Source organism: Mycobacterium heidelbergense, from assembly GCF_050205645.1.
GTDB lineage: Bacteria > Actinomycetota > Actinomycetes > Mycobacteriales > Mycobacteriaceae > Mycobacterium > Mycobacterium heidelbergense_A.
Window position 1 is genome coordinate 331,203 of the sequence record NZ_JBNMQT010000003.1, and the last position, 17,439, is coordinate 348,641.

The 17,439-nt window shown below is 70.3% G+C and carries 14 protein-coding genes and 1 pseudogene; 4 read left to right on the forward strand and 11 right to left on the reverse strand.

All coding sequences use genetic code 11. The features are described 5' to 3' along the window. Positions 1-14 precede the first annotated feature (14 nt). From ACQI5H_RS05000 to ACQI5H_RS05010, 3 genes and pseudogenes are all read right to left on the reverse strand, one after another. Entirely contained in the window at positions 15-281 is a 267-nt protein-coding gene (locus tag ACQI5H_RS05000; protein WP_427078281.1) for a WhiB family transcriptional regulator, read from the reverse strand. Continuing rightward, positions 269-585 (reverse strand): annotated as a pseudogene (locus ACQI5H_RS05005) (hypothetical protein). The gene ACQI5H_RS05000 and the pseudogene ACQI5H_RS05005 overlap by 13 nt, the downstream one beginning before the upstream one ends. A 116-nt stretch (positions 586-701) precedes the next feature. Next, positions 702-2,807: an ATP-dependent DNA helicase UvrD2 gene (locus tag ACQI5H_RS05010; RefSeq protein ID WP_427078335.1), complete on the reverse strand. Its 2,106-nt coding sequence runs from the start codon at positions 2,805-2,807 to the stop codon at positions 702-704. Between the two features lie 126 nt (positions 2,808-2,933). On the opposite strand from ACQI5H_RS05010, the gene mrx1 reads away from it, so the two are divergent. Continuing rightward, positions 2,934-3,185, forward strand: coding sequence for a mycoredoxin Mrx1 (gene mrx1 / locus ACQI5H_RS05015; protein WP_427078282.1), 252 nt, complete (start codon positions 2,934-2,936; stop codon positions 3,183-3,185). Between the two features lie 12 nt (positions 3,186-3,197). On the opposite strand, the gene nudC is transcribed toward mrx1, so the two are convergent. The 4 genes from nudC to ACQI5H_RS05035 form a co-directional block, all read right to left on the reverse strand. Beyond that, on the reverse strand, positions 3,198-4,136 hold the full coding sequence (nudC, locus tag ACQI5H_RS05020) for an NAD(+) diphosphatase (RefSeq protein ID WP_427078283.1): 939 nt from the start codon (positions 4,134-4,136) through the stop codon (positions 3,198-3,200). A gap of 37 nt (positions 4,137-4,173) precedes the next feature. Then, complete coding sequence (locus ACQI5H_RS05025; protein WP_427078284.1) at positions 4,174-5,244, reverse strand: potassium channel family protein; 1,071 nt, start codon at positions 5,242-5,244, stop codon at positions 4,174-4,176. A 75-nt stretch (positions 5,245-5,319) separates the two neighbouring features. Then, positions 5,320-8,604: an ATP-dependent helicase gene (locus ACQI5H_RS05030; protein WP_427078285.1), complete on the reverse strand. Its 3,285-nt coding sequence runs from the start codon at positions 8,602-8,604 to the stop codon at positions 5,320-5,322. After that, a complete protein-coding gene (locus tag ACQI5H_RS05035) occupies positions 8,601-11,738 on the reverse strand; it encodes an ATP-dependent helicase (protein WP_427078286.1) in 3,138 nt (1,045 codons plus the stop codon). Before ACQI5H_RS05035 ends, ACQI5H_RS05030 begins: the two co-directional genes overlap by 4 nt. A 137-nt stretch (positions 11,739-11,875) precedes the next feature. Here ACQI5H_RS05035 and ACQI5H_RS05040 point away from each other — a divergent pair, with 137 nt between their 5' ends. Together ACQI5H_RS05040 and ACQI5H_RS05045 are read left to right on the forward strand one after the other, a co-directional pair. Beyond that, complete coding sequence (locus ACQI5H_RS05040) at positions 11,876-12,670, forward strand: alpha/beta fold hydrolase (RefSeq protein ID WP_427078336.1); 795 nt, start codon at positions 11,876-11,878, stop codon at positions 12,668-12,670. 2 nt (positions 12,671-12,672) lie between these two features. Beyond that, positions 12,673-12,981 (forward strand): MGMT family protein, encoded by a 309-nt coding sequence (locus ACQI5H_RS05045; protein WP_427078287.1) that lies wholly within the window; start codon positions 12,673-12,675, stop codon positions 12,979-12,981. A 4-nt stretch (positions 12,982-12,985) separates the two neighbouring features. Here ACQI5H_RS05045 and ACQI5H_RS05050 read toward each other — a convergent pair whose 3' ends face one another. The 3 genes from ACQI5H_RS05050 to ACQI5H_RS05060 form a co-directional block, all read right to left on the reverse strand. Continuing rightward, a complete protein-coding gene (locus tag ACQI5H_RS05050) occupies positions 12,986-13,840 on the reverse strand; it encodes a TIGR02569 family protein (RefSeq protein WP_427078288.1) in 855 nt (284 codons plus the stop codon). A gap of 37 nt (positions 13,841-13,877) precedes the next feature. After that, on the reverse strand, positions 13,878-15,092 hold the full coding sequence (gene moeZ, locus ACQI5H_RS05055; protein WP_427078289.1) for an adenylyltransferase/sulfurtransferase MoeZ: 1,215 nt from the start codon (positions 15,090-15,092) through the stop codon (positions 13,878-13,880). Between the two features lie 109 nt (positions 15,093-15,201). Continuing rightward, positions 15,202-16,251, reverse strand: coding sequence for a DUF3152 domain-containing protein (locus ACQI5H_RS05060; protein ID WP_427078290.1), 1,050 nt, complete (start codon positions 16,249-16,251; stop codon positions 15,202-15,204). A 224-nt stretch (positions 16,252-16,475) separates the two neighbouring features. Here ACQI5H_RS05060 and ACQI5H_RS05065 point away from each other — a divergent pair, with 224 nt between their 5' ends. Then, positions 16,476-17,159, forward strand: coding sequence for a TetR/AcrR family transcriptional regulator (locus ACQI5H_RS05065; protein WP_427078291.1), 684 nt, complete (start codon positions 16,476-16,478; stop codon positions 17,157-17,159). Here ACQI5H_RS05065 and ACQI5H_RS05070 read toward each other — a convergent pair. Next, on the reverse strand, positions 17,146-17,433 hold the full coding sequence (locus ACQI5H_RS05070; RefSeq protein WP_427078292.1) for a DUF3107 domain-containing protein: 288 nt from the start codon (positions 17,431-17,433) through the stop codon (positions 17,146-17,148). The two genes, ACQI5H_RS05065 and ACQI5H_RS05070, sit on opposite strands and share 14 nt — an antisense overlap. Positions 17,434-17,439: the final 6 nt, after the last annotated feature.

Sequence of the window (17,439 nt, forward strand, 5' to 3'; positions counted from 1 at the left end):
CATTAAGCGGCAACTTAAGCGGCAACGTCTTTGCGTGGACGTCCGCGCGGGCGTTTGTAGCTCACGATCGAGCCCCGCTCGAAGATCTCCCCGCCCCAGACGCCCCAGGGTTCGGCCCGTTCCAGCGCCGCGGTCAAGCACTGGCGCCGGATCGGGCAGCTCGCGCACAGGATCTTGGCGCGCTCGAGGTCGGCCGGGGTCTCGGCGAACCATAGGTCGGGATCTCCGGCGTGACACGGCAGCGCCGGCCGGGGCTGTCTGGGGACTGTCAGTGCCGACATGTCCTTCTCACCTGCTTCCTGGTCTGGTGGATGTCTGGGATTGATCCGGACCAGGTAGGGAGGCTGTCGACCCTACAAGTGTGGCCACGGATCCTTGTGACTTCGGGTCCGTGGCCATTCGGCGAAAATCGGGTCGGTTACGTTGCGCTTACGTATGACCCCGATCCACGGACACGTCAGTCGCGGCGGCGGCGGCGGCGCGATGCTTTACCGCGGCCGCCGGGGTAGCGGTGTGAGCGGCATGGGAGGTCCCCGCGGTCAGCGCCGCGCCGGCCACGCCTACACCGAACGTGTTGCGGATCATCGTGGCCACCTCCTCCCGCCTGGACGCCTGCCAGCCTTCAGCCAGCAGCAGAATGCGTGTTTCGAGGGTAAATGCTAGCCGACGGCGATGACAACAGATTTTCTGACCTGCGCGTTTTAGCCGCGGGCGCGCACCAACTCCAGCACGTCCGGCCCGTACTGCTCGAGCTTGCGTGCGCCGATGCCCGGGATCGCGACCAAGGCCGCCTCATCGGCGGGCAGCGCCTCGGCGATCGCGATCAGTGTGTTGTCGCTGAAGACGATGTACGGGGGCACCTTCTGTTCCCGCGCGAGGTCCAGCCGCCAGGCCTTGAGTTGCAGCAGCAGTTCCTCGTCGATGTCGGCCGCACACGTCTCGCAGCGGCGCAGCATGACGGCCGCCGGGGTGGTGAGGTCGTTGTTGCAGATCCGGCAGCGGGTGGCGACGCCCTTGTTGCGCCGGGATCTGCTCGGCGCGGGATCGGGCCGCGCCTGCGGTGCGATCCCGTTGAGGAACCGCGACGGCTTGCGGCTCTGGCGTCCGCCCGGGTTCCGCGCTAGCGCCCAGCTGAGCGCCAAATGCATTCGGGCCCTGGTGATTCCGACGTAGAGCAGGCGACGCTCCTCCTCCACGGGTTCACTCTCGGCGCCGTGCGCCAGCGCGTGCGAGATGGGCAGCGTGCCGTCGGCAAGCCCGACGAGGAAGACCGCATCCCATTCGAGTCCCTTGGCGGCGTGCAGTGAGGCCAGCGTGACGCCCTGCACCACCGGTGGGTGCCGGGCGTCGGCCCGCATCCGCAGCTCGGCCAGCAGAGCGGGAAATTCCAGCTGCGGATTGTGCGCCACTTCGTCGTCCACCAGCGCGGCCAGCGCGGTCAGGGCCTCCCAGCGGTCCCTGGCGCGCGTTCCCACCGGGGCCTGCGCCGTCAGGCCCAGCGGCTCCAGGATGGCGCGCACCACGTCGGGCAGCGGTCCGTCTTCGCTATGTTCAGAGCCGCGGTCGACCGCGCGCTGCAGGGCCAGCAGCGCCTGCTTGATCTCCTGGCGGTTGAAAAATCCCTCGCCGCCGCGAACCTGATACGCGATGCCGGCTTCGGTCAACGCCTCCTCGTACACCTCCGACTGCGCGTTGACCCGGTAGAGCACCGCGATTTCGGCTGGTGCGGTGCCGGATTCGATCAGCCTGGTGATCGATGCCGCCACCGCGGTGGCCTCGGCCGTTTCGTCGGGATGTTCGTGAAACGACGGCGCCGGGCCCGGGGCCCGCTGGCCGGACAACTGCAGCTTGCTGCCGGCGACCCGGCCGCGGGCCGCGGCGATCACCTGGTTGGCCAGCGACACCACCTGCGGGGTGGACCGGTAGTCGCGCTCGAGCCGCACGACCGTCGCGTCGGGAAACCGTCGCGAGAAGTCGAGCAGGAAGCGCGGCGAGGCCCCGGTGAACGAGTAGATGGTCTGGTTGGCGTCGCCGACCACGGTCAGGTCGTCGCGGTCGCCCAGCCACGCCGAAAGCACCCGCTGCTGCAACGGCGTGACGTCCTGGTATTCGTCGACCACGAAGCAGCGGTAGCGATCCCGGAACTCGTCGGCCACCGCGGCGTCGTTTTCGATCGCGGCCGCGGTGTGCAGCAGCAGGTCGTCGAAGTCGAGCAGGGTCACCGCTTCGTCGCGGGTCTTGAGCGCCTCGTATGCGGAGTAGACGGCCGCGACCTGCGCGGCATCCAGCGGGATGTCGCGGCCCGCGGCGGCCACCGCGGCGGCGTACTCCTCGGGGCCGATCAGTGACGCCTTGGCCCACTCGATCTCACCGGCCAGGTCGCGCACGTCGTCGGTGCTGACGTTGAGCCTGCAGCGACTGGCCGCCCGGGCCACGACGGCGAACTTGCTGTCCAGCAGCTGCCAGCCAGTGCCGCCGACCACGCGGGGCCAGAAATACCGCAGCTGGCGATGCGCGGCGGCGTGAAAGGTCAGGGCCCGCACGGCTGCAACACCGCAGCCGCTCTGCGTGGCGGCGTCGAGCGTGCGCAACCGCGACCGCATCTCCCCCGCCGCCCGCTGGGTGAAGGTGACCGCCAGCACCTGCCCGGCGGCGACATGGCCACTCGCGACGAGCTGGGCGATGCGGTGCGTGATGGTGCGGGTCTTGCCTGTTCCGGCCCCCGCGAGCACACAGACCGGTCCGCGCGGGGCCAGCACGGCTTCGCGCTGCTCGTCGTCGAGTCCGGCGGTCAACGGATCGGTCATGGTCGGCAGTGGGACCATTGGCATGGCCACCATACTGGCAGCGATGGCCGACAAATCGGGTGCAGCGCCACGCGTGAATTGGGCCGCCGTGCGGAATGCATCACCGGCTCGCTACGTTAACGGGCTATGACCAATGCGGCGATTACCGTCTACACCACGTCATGGTGCGGCTTCTGTCACCGGCTCATGACGGTGCTCAAGTCCGACGGGATCCCCTACGACGCGATCGATATCGAAGAGAATCCGGCGGCCGCGGAATTCGTCAGCTCGGTCAACGGCGGTAACCGCACGGTGCCGACGGTGAAGTTCGCCGACGGGTCGACGCTGACGAACCCGAGCGCCGCCGAGGTGAAAGCGAAGTTGGCCGAAGTAGGCTAACGCTCAACCCGCCTAGTCAGCGGCTTCCGCCCAGGATTCGATGATCACGCGGGCGATCGAAATCGACCCGGGCAGAAGCAGTTTCGATTCCCCAGCATCTGAAGGGGCGCTACTCCAGTCGCCGGCCGCGAGCGCGGCGCGCACTTCGTCGCGGGTGAACCATGCCGCCTCGGCGATCTCGCCGTCGTTGAACGAGAAGTCCTGGCCAGGATCGGCCACGGCATGGAATCCGACCATGAGCGAACGGGGAAACGGCCACGGCTGGCTGCCCAGGTAACGCACATCGCGCACGTGCAGGCCGATTTCCTCGCGGATCTCCCGGGCGACGCAGGTCTCGAAAGACTCACCCGCCTCGACGAATCCGGCCAGCAGCGAGAACATCCGCTCGGGCCACACCGCCTGGCGGGCGAGCACCGCGCGGTCACCGCCGTCGTGGACCAGACAGATCACCGCCGGATCGATGCGCGGGAACTCCTCGTGACCGGTGACCGGGTTGACGCGTGACCAGCCCCCTCGTGACGACTTGGTGGGCGAGCCGTCCACCGCGCTAAACCGGGCGCTGTCATGCCAATTCAGCAGCGCGATGGCCGACGACACCAGTTGGCTGCTGGTGTCGTCGAAGATGGGGCCGAGACTGCGCAGGTTCACCACCTCGGCTTGCACGCCGGGATCGTCCGGCGCTTGCAGAGCACCCCGGATCGCCCAGACGTGCCGGCCGCCCTCGATGCGGCCCAGAAACACCGCGTCAACCGGGGGCTTGTCGCCGAGCTCCGCCGCGGCGCCCAGCACCACCCGGCCGTTGGCGACAAGCACCTGGTTGCGCGAATCCACCCGCAGCAGCGCCGCGTCTGCCCACCCCGCGGTGGCCGCATCGACATCGGTGCGCAACTGGTCGGCGCGGTCCGCGCCGACGCGCGAGAGCACCGGAACGTCCCGCAGCTGGAACTCCACTTAGTCTCCTGCCGAGCCTGATGGCGGCGAGCCGCCGCTAACGTCCCACGTCGCGGATGTAGAGCAACCGGTCGGTGGCCTCGATGGCGTCCGCCTCAGGGGCGCCGACCCGCAACAGGTGGCCGTCGCGCACCACGCCGAGCACGATGTCGCGCAGATGCCGTGGCGATCCGCCGACTTCGGTCTGCTCCACCTCGCGTTCGGCGATGACCATCCCGGCGTCCGGGGTCAGCAGATCCTCGATCATCTCCACGACGCTCGGTGTGGTGGTGGCGATCCCGAGCAGCCGGCCGGCGGTCTCCGAGGAGACCACCACCGAGTCCGCGCCCGATTGCCGCAGTAGGTGTGAATTCTCGGCCTCCCGAATGGAAGCCACGATCTTGGCCTTGGGCGCGATCTCCCGCGCCGTCAAGGTCACCAGCACGGCAGTATCGTCGCGGCCGGTGGCAACGATGATCGACGACGCGTGTTGGGCCCCGGCTAGCCGCAGCACATCGGATTTGGTCGCGTCACCGTGCACGGTGACCAGCCCGGCGGTCGCGGCGTGCTCGAGGGCGCTGCGATCGGGATCGACGACGACGACCTCACCCTGGGCCTCCTCGTCGCTAATCATCGCGGCGACAGCGGTTTTCCCCTTCGTGCCATAGCCGATCACGATGGTGTGGTTGCGCACTTTGTTCCTCCAACGCTGAATCTTCCACGCCTGCCGGGACCGCTCGGAGAGCACCTCGAGCGTCGTGCCGACCAGCACGGCCAAAAACGCGATCCGCAGCGGCGTGAAGATCACGGTGTGAACCAGACGCGCGGCCTCGGTGTAGGGAGTGATGTCGCCGTACCCGGTCGTCGACAGCGACACTGCCGCGAAGTAGACGCAGTCGGCGAATGTCGGCGGCTCGCCGCGCACGTCGCGGTAGCCGGTGCGATCCAGGTAGACAATGACGGCCGCGCCGAACAACACCACCAGCGCGATGCCCACCCGTCGCGCGATGACTCGCACGGGACTGCCGTGCTCTTCGGGGATGCGCAACACGCCGACCAGCAGATGACCGGGCTGGGCGGTCAGCGTCTCGTCGAGCCCCCTCAGTTGCTGCGACCTACCCTTTTGCACGGCGGTCCGTCAATCGGATTAACCCCACCCTCAACCCCACCCGCAGGCCTGATACACGCCTCAAATGTAACCACGTCAGCCGGTCAGTAGCAGCCCGGCCAGCTCGGCGGGCTCGGGCAGTTCATCGGGAACGACGGTGACGCCCGTGCGCACGTAGTAGAAGGCGGTGCGCACCGACGATTCCGGGCATCCCGACAACGCGGCCCAGGCCAGACGGTAGACGGCGAGCTGGACGGCGGCCTGCCGTAGGGCTTCCGGCCCGCGCGGCGGCTGCCCGGTCTTCCAGTCCACCACCGTGACTCCGCCGTCGGGGTCGGCGAACACGGCGTCGATGCGGCCGCGCACCACGGTCTCGCCGATCGGCATCTCGAACGGCACCTCGACGGCAACCGGTGTGCGGGCGGCCCACCGCGAGCTGGTGAACGCCGCCTGCAACGCCGCCAGCTCCTGGGTGTCCCCGACGTCCGAGTCGGCCGCGCCGGGCAGGTCGGCGAGGTCGAACAGCCGCTCGGCGCCATAGAACTGCTGCACCCAGGCATGAAAGGCATTGCCCAGCAAGGCATGTGGGTCGGGCCGCACGGGCAGCCGATGCACCAGCCGCTGCGCCGCGCCCTGCGGGTCGCGCGCCAGGTCCACCAAACCGCTGACCGACAGCTGACTGGGCAGGGTGCGGGCGAGCGGGCGCGCCGAGCGGGCGCGCTCGGCCAGCAACGCGTCGACGTCGGCGGCCCAGCCGTCGACGTCGGCATCGGCCGCGAGCGCACCGGCCGACATGGCCTCGGCCACCCGCGCGACGCCGCGTTCGACGTCACCGCGCCGCGAGGCCAGCGGATCCGCGGGCCAGATCGCTTCGACGACGTTGTCGCGCAGCGGGTTTCGCTCACCCTCGGGCGGCGCCGGCGCCCAGTGTTCCACCACCCCGCACGGCTCGCCGGCCGCGGTGGAACGATCGATGATGTCCTTGATTTCGCACAGGAAATCCGACGGGCCCCGGGGTTTCATCCCGGTGGGACCCCAGTGGTGGCCGGACACCAACAGGGTGTCCGCGGCCCGGGTGATGCCCACGTACAGCAATCGGCGTTCCTCGTCGACGCGCCTCTGCTCGAGTTGGCGGCGATGCTGGGAGATCTTGTCCGACAGCTGCTTTCGGTTGGTGACGTCCGAGGTGTCGAGCACCGGGATGCCCAGTGCGCCCGCTGCTGCGCGATCGCCGCGCAGCAGCGGCGGCAGCTCCGCGGCGTCGGTGAGCCAGCTGCTGCGCGACGCGGTCGACGGAAACGTTCCGCCCGACAGGTGCGCGACCGCCACCAGTTGCCACTCCAAACCCTTCGCGGAATGCACCGTGAGCACCTGGACGCGGTCCCGGGCGGCCGTCAATGCCGCGGGGGCCAGGCCGTTTTCGACCACCTCGGCCGCGTCCAGGTAGGCCAGCAGGCCGGCGACCGACGCCGCCGCCGTCGCGTCGGCCGCCGCGGCGGTGCGGGTTCGTTCGGCATAGCCGGCGACCACGTCGGCGAAGGCGTCGAGCTGTTCGGCGCCGGCCCAGCCGGCGCCGACCCCTGCGGCGGCCCGGGCTTCGCAGTCGACGCCGAGCACCCGCCGGACCTCGGCGACCAGGTCGGGCAGCGAATGGCCGAGGTGGGCGCGCAGGGCGCTCAGCTCGGCGGCCAGCGCGGTGATCCGTTGATATCCCGCAACCGAATACGACCCGGCCGGCCCGGGATCGCCGATCGCGTCGGCCAGACACGCGGTGTCGGCGTCCGGACCCGCCGCCCTCGCGATCGACTCTGCCGAGGGCGCGTCGTCGGGGCGCGGTCCCGCCGCGAGGGCCAGCGCGCGCCGCCACAGGGCGGCAACGTCCCGCCCACCGAGGCGCCATCGCGGGCCGGTCAGTACGCGCATCGCCGCCGCCCCCGCGGTCGGGTCGGCAACCAGCCGCAGCATCGCGACGACGTCGGCGACCTCGGGCACCGACAGCAGGCCGGCGAGCCCGACGACCTCGACGGGGATGCCGCGGGCGCGCAGGGCGTCGGCAACGGGTGCGGCATCGGCGTTGCGGCGCACCAGCACCGCGGCGGTCGGGGGGCTGACGCCCTCGGCGTGGGCCCGCTGGTAATGCCGGTGCACGTGGTCGGCGATCCACTCGCGCTCGGCCCGCGCGTCGGGAAGCAGCGCGCACGCGACCGTGCCGGGCAATGCTTCAGGGCGTGGGCGCAGCGCGTGCACGGCGACCGACCGCCGCCGCGCCTCCGCCGAGATGGCGTTGGCGAGCTGCAGGGCGCGCGGCGGGTTGCGCCAGCTGGTACGCAGCTCCAGGACTGGAGCGGGGGTGCCGTCGGCGTGGGGGAAGTCGGTGGTGAACCGCGGCAGGTTGGTTGCCGACGCGCCGCGCCACCCGTAGATCGACTGGATCGGATCGCCGACGGCCGTCAGCGCCAACCCGTCGTCACGGCCTCCGCCGAATAACGCGGACAGCGCTACCCGCTGGGCGTGGCCGGTGTCCTGGTACTCGTCGAGCAGGACGACCCGGTAACGGTTCCTCAGGTCTCGGCCGACCTGGGGGAAGTTCGCCGCAAGCCGCGCCGCCGAGGCCATCTGCATGCCGAAGTCCATGACCTTCCCGCCGCGCATGCGCTCGGCCAGCGCGTCGAGCAATGGCACCAGTTCGGCGCGCTCGGTCTGGGTGGCCAGCAGCCGCAGCAGCCATTGGCTGGGACCGGACTCGCGCTGGTAGGGGCCCGCCGGCAGGGTGTGGACCAGGCGCTCCAGCTCCACGTGGGTGTCGCGCAGCTGGTCGGTGTGCACCAGGTGTTCGGTCAGCTGACCCCACAGCCGCAGCACCATCGCCGTGACCGCGGCCGGGGTCTTGTCGGTGTGCAACTCGCCCCGATAGCGGTTGACCACGTCGAAGGCCAGCTGCCAGAGCTCGGTTTCGCTGAGCAACCGCGTGTCGGGCTCGATGGGTAACAGCAGGCCGTACTCGCGCAGCATGGAGCCGGCGAAAGCGTGGTAGGTGCCGACGATCGGGCTGCCCGCCGGTTCGACGGCCGCCGGGTTGGTGGGGCCGGTCGGGCCCAGGCCGATGCCGGCCAACCGGGCCAGCCGGGAGCGGACTCGTCGCAGCAGCTGGCCGGCCGCCTTGCGGGTGAAGGTCAGCCCCAGCACCTGGCCGGGTTCGGCGTAACCGTTGGCGACCAGCCATACCACGCGCGCGGCCATCGTCTCGGTCTTCCCGGCGCCCGCTCCGGCGATGACGACCAACGGGCCCGGCGGGGCGGCGATCACCGCGGCCTGCTCGGCGGTCGGCGGGAAAAGCCCTAGCGCACAGGCCAATTCGTCCGGGCTATACCGCGCGTTCACAACGTCGACCCGTCGGCGTGGGCCGGGCAGCACGGCCGTATCGGGCAGTGCGTGCACCCGTTGTTGCGCCGGGCGATGAATTGCGGCCCGGCGGTCGCGTCGGCCGCCGTGCGGACGAGGTCGCGCCATTCGTCGCGGGCGGCCGGGGTCAGCGGATCCTGCTCGCGTTCGACGGCACCGCCCGCCCCGGTCTTGCCGATGTAAACCAGCCGCGCACCACCGGGTTCGCTGCCGGCGGCGCCGATCATGCCCTCGGCCACCGCCAGCTGGTACATGGCCAGCTGGGCGTGTTGCTGCGCGTCGTCCTTGCTGACCGGGGTTTTACCGGTCTTGACGTCGACGATCACCAGCCGGCCGGCGCCGTCGCGCTCCAGCCTGTCGACCCGGCCGCGCAGCCGGACTTCGCCGCCGCCGTCGCGCGCCGGAAGGGCTCCGTCGACATCGACCTCCACGCCGACCTCGCTCAGTTCGGCTCGGGTCTGCGACCGCCACTCGACGAACGCCCGGATCATGCCGCGGTACCGGGCCAGCTCGTTGGCCGAATGCCAGGGGGCGTCGAAGGGCAGCTGCTCCCACGCCCGGTCCAGCTCGGCCAGTAGTCGCGCTTCGCTTTTGCCTGGCTCGGCGATCAGCGCGTGCAGCACCGACCCGATGGTGGACCGCAGGTCGCGGGGGTTGGTGCCGCCGTGGCGTTCGGCGAGCCAGCGCAGCGGGCAGTCGGTGAGGGTCTGCAGCGTCGAGGGCGTCAACGTGACGGGCTCGTCAGGCCCGCGAAGGGGGTCGGCGGTGCTGACCGCGGTCAGGCCCTGCCAGTGCGCCGGGTCGGCGCCCGGCACACCGGCCTTGGCGAGCCGGGCCAATTGCGTTGCCGCACAATCGCGAGCCTCCTCGTCCACGGCGCCGTCGGGTGCACACACGACGCCGCGCAATCGGCCCACCAGCGCGGCCGCCGACAACACCCGCGGCGATGAAATCGGCTGCGCCGCAACGGGATCATCGGTGGCCCACTGTGCGATCTCGAAGAAGAACGCCGAAGGTAGCGCCGCGTCGTCTGCCCCGCCGGCGTCGCCGTCCACGGCGGTCACCAACAGCGCCCGCCGAGCCCGGCCCATCGCGGCGAGCAGCAGCCGGCGTTCCTCGGCCAGCAGTGGCGCGGTGACCGAGGCGTCCTCGGTGATGCCGTCCAGCGCGTCGAGCAGCCGTTGGGTGCCCAGCACCCCGCCGCGCGGAATCGTGTTGGGCCACAACCCATCCTGCAGGCCGGCGATGACGACCTGATCCCACTCATGGCCGAGCGCGGCGTGTGCGCTGAGCACCCTGACCTGTTCCGCAGTCGACGACGGCTCGGGGTTGGCGCCCGGCAGCTGTAGCGCCGCGACATGCTCGAGCAGTCCGCGCAACGACGCGCCGGACGTGCGGGACACGTATTGATCGGTGACGTCGAACAACGCCGTGACCGCCTCCAGGTCGCTGGTGGCCTGGGCCCCGGCGGGACCGCCGCGCTCGCTGGCCGCGAGCCAGCGGCGTTGCAGACCGGACCGGTGCCACGCCGCCCACAGGGTGAAGCGCGGATCTTGACCGTCGCGGTGGCAGCGGGCGGCCGCGTCCAGCACGGCGCGCACCCGTCGCAGCGGGCGGGCGTGCACCCCCGAAGGCTGCGCATCGCCGCGCAGCGCGTCCGCCACCAGGTCGCCGCAATTCCTTGCAGCGCAGTCGGATTGGCGCTGCAGCGCTCGGCGCAGCTGCCGCAGCGAGACCGGGTCGACGCGGCCGATGGGCCCGGTCAGCAACGCCAGCGCCCGGTCGCCGTCGAGCCCGTCGACGGTCGCGGCCAACACCGTCAACAGCGCCCGGGCCGCCGGCTCCTCGGACAACGGCCCGCCGACCGCCGGCACCGCCACGGGGACCCCGGCGGCGGCCAGGGAACGCTGCAACCGCGCACCGACCCGGGGCACAGACCGGACGATGACCGCCATCTGCGACCACGGCACGCCGTCGACGAGGTGCGCGCGCCGGAGCGCGTCGGCGATCATCGCGGCCTCCGCATGCGCCGACGCCGCCAGGCGCACCGCGACCGTGCCGTCGTCGGGCCCCGTGCCGTCGATCTGCCTGCCGCCGGTGCTGCCCGGCAGCCGGCGCGCGATGCCGCTGACGGCGCGCGCCACCGCGGGAGCGCACCGATGCGATGCGGTCAGCGTCACCGACGGCGTGTCGCCGTCGAGGAGCCCCGCCGGTTCACCGCCGCGGAAGCCGAACACCGCCTGGTTGGGATCGCCCGCGACCAGCGTCAGCTCGGTTCCCGCCGCCAGCACCCGAACCAGCCGGGCCGCCTGCGGGTCGAGCTGCTGGGCGTCGTCGACCAACAGCACCCGCAGCCGGGCCCGCTCGGCGGCCAGCAGCTCGGGATCGACCGCGAACGCCTCCAGCGCCGCACCCACGAGTTCGGCCGCGCCCAGCGCCGGCGTCGTCGCCTGCGGCGCCGCCGTCCCGACCGCCGCCCGCAGCAACATCACCTGCTCGTATTGCTGCGCGAACTGGCCGGCGGCGATCCACTCCGGACGCCGGCACCGACGGCCCAGCCGCTGCAGCTCCTGTGCGTCCACACCGCGTTCGGCGCAGCGCGCCAACAGGTTTCGCAATTCGGCGGCAAAGCCGGCGGTGCGCAGCGCCGGCCGCAGGTGCGCCGGCCAGGCGACCGCGGCGGCAGGGCCGTCGTCGAGGTCGCCGGCGAGCAGTTCGCGAATGATGGCATCCTGTTCGGCGCTGGTGACCAGGCGGGGCGGCGCGTCGCCGGCGCGATCGGCGGCCCGGCGCAGCACCGCGTAGGCGTAGCTGTGCACGGTGCGGACCATGGGCTCGCGAACCGCCGCGCGACGCGCGCTGGCGGTGTGCGACCGCAGCAGCGCCCTCGTCAAGGTGCTGCGCTCCCGCATTCCCAGCCGGCCGGAACCGGTAAGCAGCAGAACCGATTCCGGATCGGCACCGGCGCCGATCCGAGCGGCCGCCGCATCGACGAGCAGGCTGCTCTTGCCGGTGCCGGGCCCGCCCAGGACGCGGATCACGCCGCGGACGCCCGGCGCCAGCACGGCACCCGCGTCGGCGTCCCAGGCGAATGACCCCGACGTGAACGACATAGCGGCATGAGACCACGAGGGTCTGACAAGTCGGCCGGCCCGCGGACGGCGACGGTCCGGCCTGGCATCATCGACGCGTGACCGATCGACGCGTGACCGATCGACGCGTGACCGATCGACGCGTGACCGATCGACGCGTGACCGGCGACCTGCACGTGCACCGCTATGGCCCCGCCGGCCCGGTGCGGATGCTCGCCCTGCATGGGCTGACCGGCCACGGGCAGCGCTGGCAGAAACTGGCCGACGCGCTGCCCGAAATCGCCGTCGCGGCACCTGATCTGCTCGGGCACGGCAGATCGTCGTGGGCGGCGCCGTGGAACATCGAGGCCAACGTCTCGGCGTTCGCCGCGCTGCTCGACGCCGAGGCCTCCAAAGGAGGGGCGCCGGTGCTGGTGGTCGGGCACTCGTTCGGCGGCGCGCTGGCCATGCATCTGGCCGCGGCCCGGCCCGACCAGGTGGCGGGCCTGCTGCTGCTCGATCCGGCGGTCGGCCTGGACGGAAGCTGGATGCGGGAGATCGCCGACGCCATGCTGTCCTCGCCCGACTATCCCGACGCCGCCGAAGCCCGCATGGAAAAGACGACGGGCTCGTGGTCGGATGTGGATGCCGCCCTGCTCGACGCCGAGCTCGACGAGCACCTGGTCGAGCTGCCGAGCGGACGGTACGGGTGGCGCGTCAGCTTGCCGGCGATGATGTCCTATTGGAGCGAGTTGGCCCGCGACATCGTGTTACCGCCGGCGGGAACGGCGACGACGCTGGTGCGGGCGATGTGGACCACACCGCCCTACGTCACCGACCGACTCATCGCGGGGCTTCGACGACGCTTGGGATCCGATTTTCGGTTGCTCGATTTCGAGTGCAACCACATGGTGCCCTACGCCAAGCACACGGAAGTGGCAGCGCTGGCACGCGCACAGCTGGAGGGCCGCTGATCGTGGCGCAGGTGACCGACGAGCAAGTCGAGCGGGTGCGCTCGCTGGTCGCGTCCATCCCGTCCGGCAGGGTGGCCACCTACGGCGACATCGCTGCGGTCGCAGGGCTTTCCAGTCCCCGCATCGTCGGATGGATCATGCGGGTCGACTCTTCCGACCTGCCCTGGCACCGCGTGATCACGGCATCGGGGCGCCCTGCGCGACATTTGACCACCCGGCAGCTGGAACTGCTGCGCGCCGAGGGGATTCTCGCCGTCGACGGCAAGATTCCATTGCAAGAGGTGCGCTACGAGTTCCCCTCCGGGACTTAGGGGTTCAGAGCACCAACCGGACCAGCGCCGCGGTGCGGGCCAGGCCCGGGAAGGCTTCCGCCGTCGACCGCGGATGCAATGCGTGGACCGCGAGACGAAACATCAACGCGCGCAACAACATCTGCGGCCACTCCGGTAGCGCGCTCCAGCGTTCGATGAGGCCGTCGTCGGCCTCGCCCCAGGACAACGCGTCGACGACGACCACGCCGGCCGCCCAGGACGCGGGCCGCCAGTACGGCGTGATGTCGGTGATCCCCGGTGCGGCCGTGCCGATGAAAAGCACTGTGCCGTAAAGGTCTCCGTGCACCAGCTGGTTGGGGCTCTTAGTTGGCCTGCGCAGGGTGGCGAGCTGGTGGATCAGCTCGACCGATCGCTGGGCGTCCGCGCTCGGCGGCGCGATGCGCGCTCCCGGCGGCACCGAGGCCAGCGGCCGCTCCTCCCACGCGGCGCGATCGGCGGCGATGAAGACGTCGACGTCTCCCCACGGCGCGGTGGGTCCCTGAGTCAGGAATCGAGGGCGCTCCAGTTTGCCGGTGGCCTCGTGCAGCCGCACCGCCGCCGAGACGACCTCATCGTGCCGGGCTTCCGGGGTGCCGGCGACGAACGTGTCGGCTCGCCACCCCGAGACGACGTAGCGACCGTCGGTCGAGCGGACCGGCCGGGCCAGGCGCACGCCGTCGACGAACAGCGTCTCGCGGACCCGCGCCGACCAGGCGGCGCGCGCGTGGTCGGCCACTATCGACAACACGACCTCGCCGCATCGCCAGCCGCCTTCCCAGCCTGCGCCGAGGGCCACGGGCTTGACACCGGTCAAACCGAACGCCGTCAGCACAAGTTCGGGCGGCGGCTCGAGGGTCACGCAAACCAGCCTAAACGAGCCCACCTGCGGAATTGCGTCAGTACATCACCATGTCGGGCTGCATTTGCTGGGCCCAGGCCACGATCCCGCCCTGCAGATGCACCGCGTCGGAGAATCCCGCCTTCTTCACCGCGGCCAGCGCCTCGGCCGAGCGCACCCCCGTTTTGCAATACAGCACCGGCATCCGGTCCTGCGGCAGCTTCGCCAGACCCTCCCCGGAGTTGATCAACGACTGCGGGATCAGCTGGGCGCCCTCGATGTGATTGATGTCCCACTCCACGGGCTCGCGAACGTCGATCAGGGCCAGCTTCCTGCCGGAGTCGAGGAGCTCGCGCAACTCCCGCGGGGTGATCGTGGAGCCGGCGGCGGCGGCAACGCCTTCCGAGGACACCACGCCACAGAAATCCTCGTAGTCGATCAGCTCGGTGATCTTCGGCGTCGACGGGTCCTTGCGGATGTTGATCGTGCGGTAACTCATCTCCAGCGCGTCGTAGATCATCAGGCGGCCCAGCAGCGGTTCGCCGATTCCGGTGATCAGCTTGATGGCCTCGGTGCCCATCACGGACGCGATGGAAGCGCAGATGATGCCCAGCACACCGCCTTCGGCGCAGGACGGCACCATGCCGGGCGGCGGGGGCTCCGGGTACAGGTCGCGGTAGTTGAGGCCGCGCCCGTCAGGGGCGTCCTCCCAGAACACCGACACCTGGCCCTCGAAGCGGAAGATCGAGCCCCACACGTACGGCTTCCCGGCCAGCACCGCGGCGTCGTTGACGAGATACCGGGTGGCGAAATTGTCGGTGCCGTCCAGGATCAGGTCGTACTCCGTGAACAGGTCGACGGCGTTGCCGGGCTCCAGCCTGAATTCATGCAACCGCACGTCGACCAGCGGGTTGATTGCGGCGATCGAGTCGCGCGCCGACTGGGCCTTGGACCGCCCGACGTCGGCCACGCCGTGAATGATCTGGCGCTGCAGGTTCGACTCGTCCACGACGTCGAAGTCGACGATGCCGATCGTGCCGACGCCGGCCGCCGCCAGATACAGCAACGCCGGTGCCCCGAGCCCGCCGGCGCCGATCACCAGCACCCGCGCGTTCTTGAGCCGCTTCTGCCCGTCGACACCCAGGTCGGGAATGATCAGATGACGGCTGTAGCGGGCCACCTCATCGCGACTCAGCTGGCGTGCGGGCTCGACCAGCGGCGGCAAGGATGTCTGGGTCGTCTGGGAAGTCTGGGACGCCTGGGACGTCGACACCGAACATCTCCTCGGTTGGCTTTCGTCAGCACTATCCATCACAGCAGTTGCCCGAAACAACGGCAAACACCGACGGTTGCTTCCCGGGGCGCGCGGGGGCCGCCCGCGGTTACGCGATCGGGTAGGGCCAGGGATTGAATCGGCAGGTCTTGCCGTCCGCCTTGACGTAGTCGGGGTCGAACTTGGCTGCGTCGTCGTTGGACGTGGAGAACGTCTGCTGCATCATCACCGGCGCCAGCCCACCCTGCTTGTCGCACGGCTCGTGACGCACGTAGCCGATGGCGTGGCCGACCTCGTGATTGATCACGTACTGCCGGTAGGAGCCGACGTCGCCTTCGAAAGGTACGGCTCCGCGCACCCAGCGCGCCTCGTTGATGAAGACCCGCGCCTGCCGCTCCGGCCCGTAAACCGGGTTGTAGCACGACGTCTCCAGCCGAAATTCGTAGCCGCATCCCTCGCGCACCGTCACCGGAGACACCAGCGAAATGCGGAAGTCGGGTTTGACCCCATTGCCGCCGTCGATCCGGACAAACGCGAACTGCGGGTTGTGCGTCCAGCCCTTGGGATTGGCCAGTGTCTGGTCGACCATTTGGGCGAATGCCATGTCGCCGCCGAACATCGAGGGGTCGATGCCGTTCTCGACCTCGACGGTGTACTTGAACACCTTCGCGGTGCCCTGGCCGAGCTGCGGCGTCGTGCCCGGCACGACATGCCAGGTCTTCTCGCCCGCCTCGGAGAAGGGCCCCCCGTCGGGCAGCGTCCCGGCCGGCAGGTCGGCGTCGAACGTGGCCAAGCCGCGCGGCGGGGCGTCGATGATCGTGGTGCCCACCGCGCCGATGTCCGGCGGTCCTTGGATCGGCTGGCTCGCCGTCGGCTTCGGCGCGCCCGTTCCGGTGACCGTCTGATAGATGACCACCGCGGTGAGCGCCACCAGGACGGGCAGCGCGTATGCCCGCCAGCCATACGTGGATACGAACCGTCCCAACCATGTTTGTTTGCGCCACTGGCGCGGCCGCCCACGATCGGCCCGAGCCCGTCCGGGTCCCCGCCCGATCGGATCGCGCCCAATGGGATCCCGCTGGGCCCGCAGTGGTTCTCGCCACTCGTCACGCAGCACGGGAACCTGGCCGGTGCCGCGCCCGGGCTGCTGGGACGTCATTGCCCAAGAATGGCACAGCCGGCACGGAGGTTGTCCCTGGCGCGCCCGAATGCGCCGCCGATGACGGCCGCAAGGACGCCACGGGTAGTAATGTCTGTGCGACGAGCCGCGCGCGGCTGACCCGGGGCATCCGAGGAGTCAGTTGCCACCCAATAGATTTGCCACGAAGCAGATGCCACAACTGGATGCCACTAACTAGATGCCACTAACTAGATGAGGACTCGATGAGCGAACTCGCCAAGGCGACGGCACGGCGCGCCGTCAAACCGGGCGCCCCTCGGCCGGGAGACGGCATGGCGACCCCGAACCGGCGCGGCAACAGGCTGCCCCGCGATGAGCGTCGCGGCCAATTGCTCGTCGTGGCCAGCGATGTCTTTGTCAACCGCGGCTACCACGCGGCCGGCATGGACGAGATCGCCGAACGGGCAGGTGTCAGCAAACCCGTTCTGTACCAACATTTTTCAAGCAAGCTGGAGCTGTACCTGGCGGTGCTTCACCGGCACGTCGACAACCTGGTGTCGGGGGTGCAGCAGGCACTGAGCACCACCACCGACAACCGGCGGCGGCTGCATTCGGCGGTGCAGGCGTTCTTCGACTTCATCGAGCACGACAGCCAGGGCTACCGACTGATCTTCGAGAACGACTACGTCACCGAACCCGAGGTCGCCGCGCAAGTACGCGTCGCCACCGAGTCGTGCATCGACGCGGTGTTCGCACTGATCAGCGAGGACTCGGGGCTCGATCCACACCGCGCCCGGATGATCGCGGTGGGACTGGTCGGAATCAGCGTCGACTGCGCCAGGTACTGGCTGGACTCGGACCGTCCGATCTCCAAATCGGACGCCGTCGAGGGCACCGTTCAGTTCGCGTGGGGCGGGCTGTCACACGTGCCGCTCACTCGCTCTTAGCGGCCTTCCCGCCGACCCTGGCGGCGGACTCCGCCCCGATTCCGAAGCCGACCCGGCGGGCATCGGCCGCGCCGATCTCGACATAGGCGATCTTGTCGGTCTGAACCAGGAAGCGACGGCCCTTGTCGTCGGTCAGGCTGACCAGGCCCGCACCCTCGCGCAGCGCGGTCGCGACGACATCTTCGACTTCACCGGGTGTCTGCGTGCTGGAGAAGACCAGCTCGCGCGGACTGTCCGAGATACCGATTTTGACCTCCACAGTGGCCCCTTCCATGAGCAG

Bases quoted from the DNA above. Each gene is read 5' to 3' on its own strand.
- ACQI5H_RS05000 (WP_427078281.1), bottom strand. From the start codon at position 281: ATGTCGGCACTGACAGTCCCCAGACAGCCCCGGCCGGCGCTGCCGTGT.
- ACQI5H_RS05010 (WP_427078335.1), bottom strand. From the start codon at position 2,807: ATGACCGATCCGTTGACCGCCGGACTCGACGACGAGCAGCGCGAAGCC.
- mrx1 (WP_427078282.1), top strand. From the start codon at position 2,934: ATGACCAATGCGGCGATTACCGTCTACACCACGTCATGGTGCGGCTTC.
- ACQI5H_RS05035 (WP_427078286.1), bottom strand. From the start codon at position 11,738: ATGTCGTTCACGTCGGGGTCATTCGCCTGGGACGCCGACGCGGGTGCC.
- ACQI5H_RS05060 (WP_427078290.1), bottom strand. From the start codon at position 16,251: ATGACGTCCCAGCAGCCCGGGCGCGGCACCGGCCAGGTTCCCGTGCTG.
- ACQI5H_RS05065 (WP_427078291.1), top strand. From the start codon at position 16,476: ATGAGCGAACTCGCCAAGGCGACGGCACGGCGCGCCGTCAAACCGGGC.
- ACQI5H_RS05070 (WP_427078292.1), bottom strand. From the start codon at position 17,433: ATGGAAGGGGCCACTGTGGAGGTCAAAATCGGTATCTCGGACAGTCCG.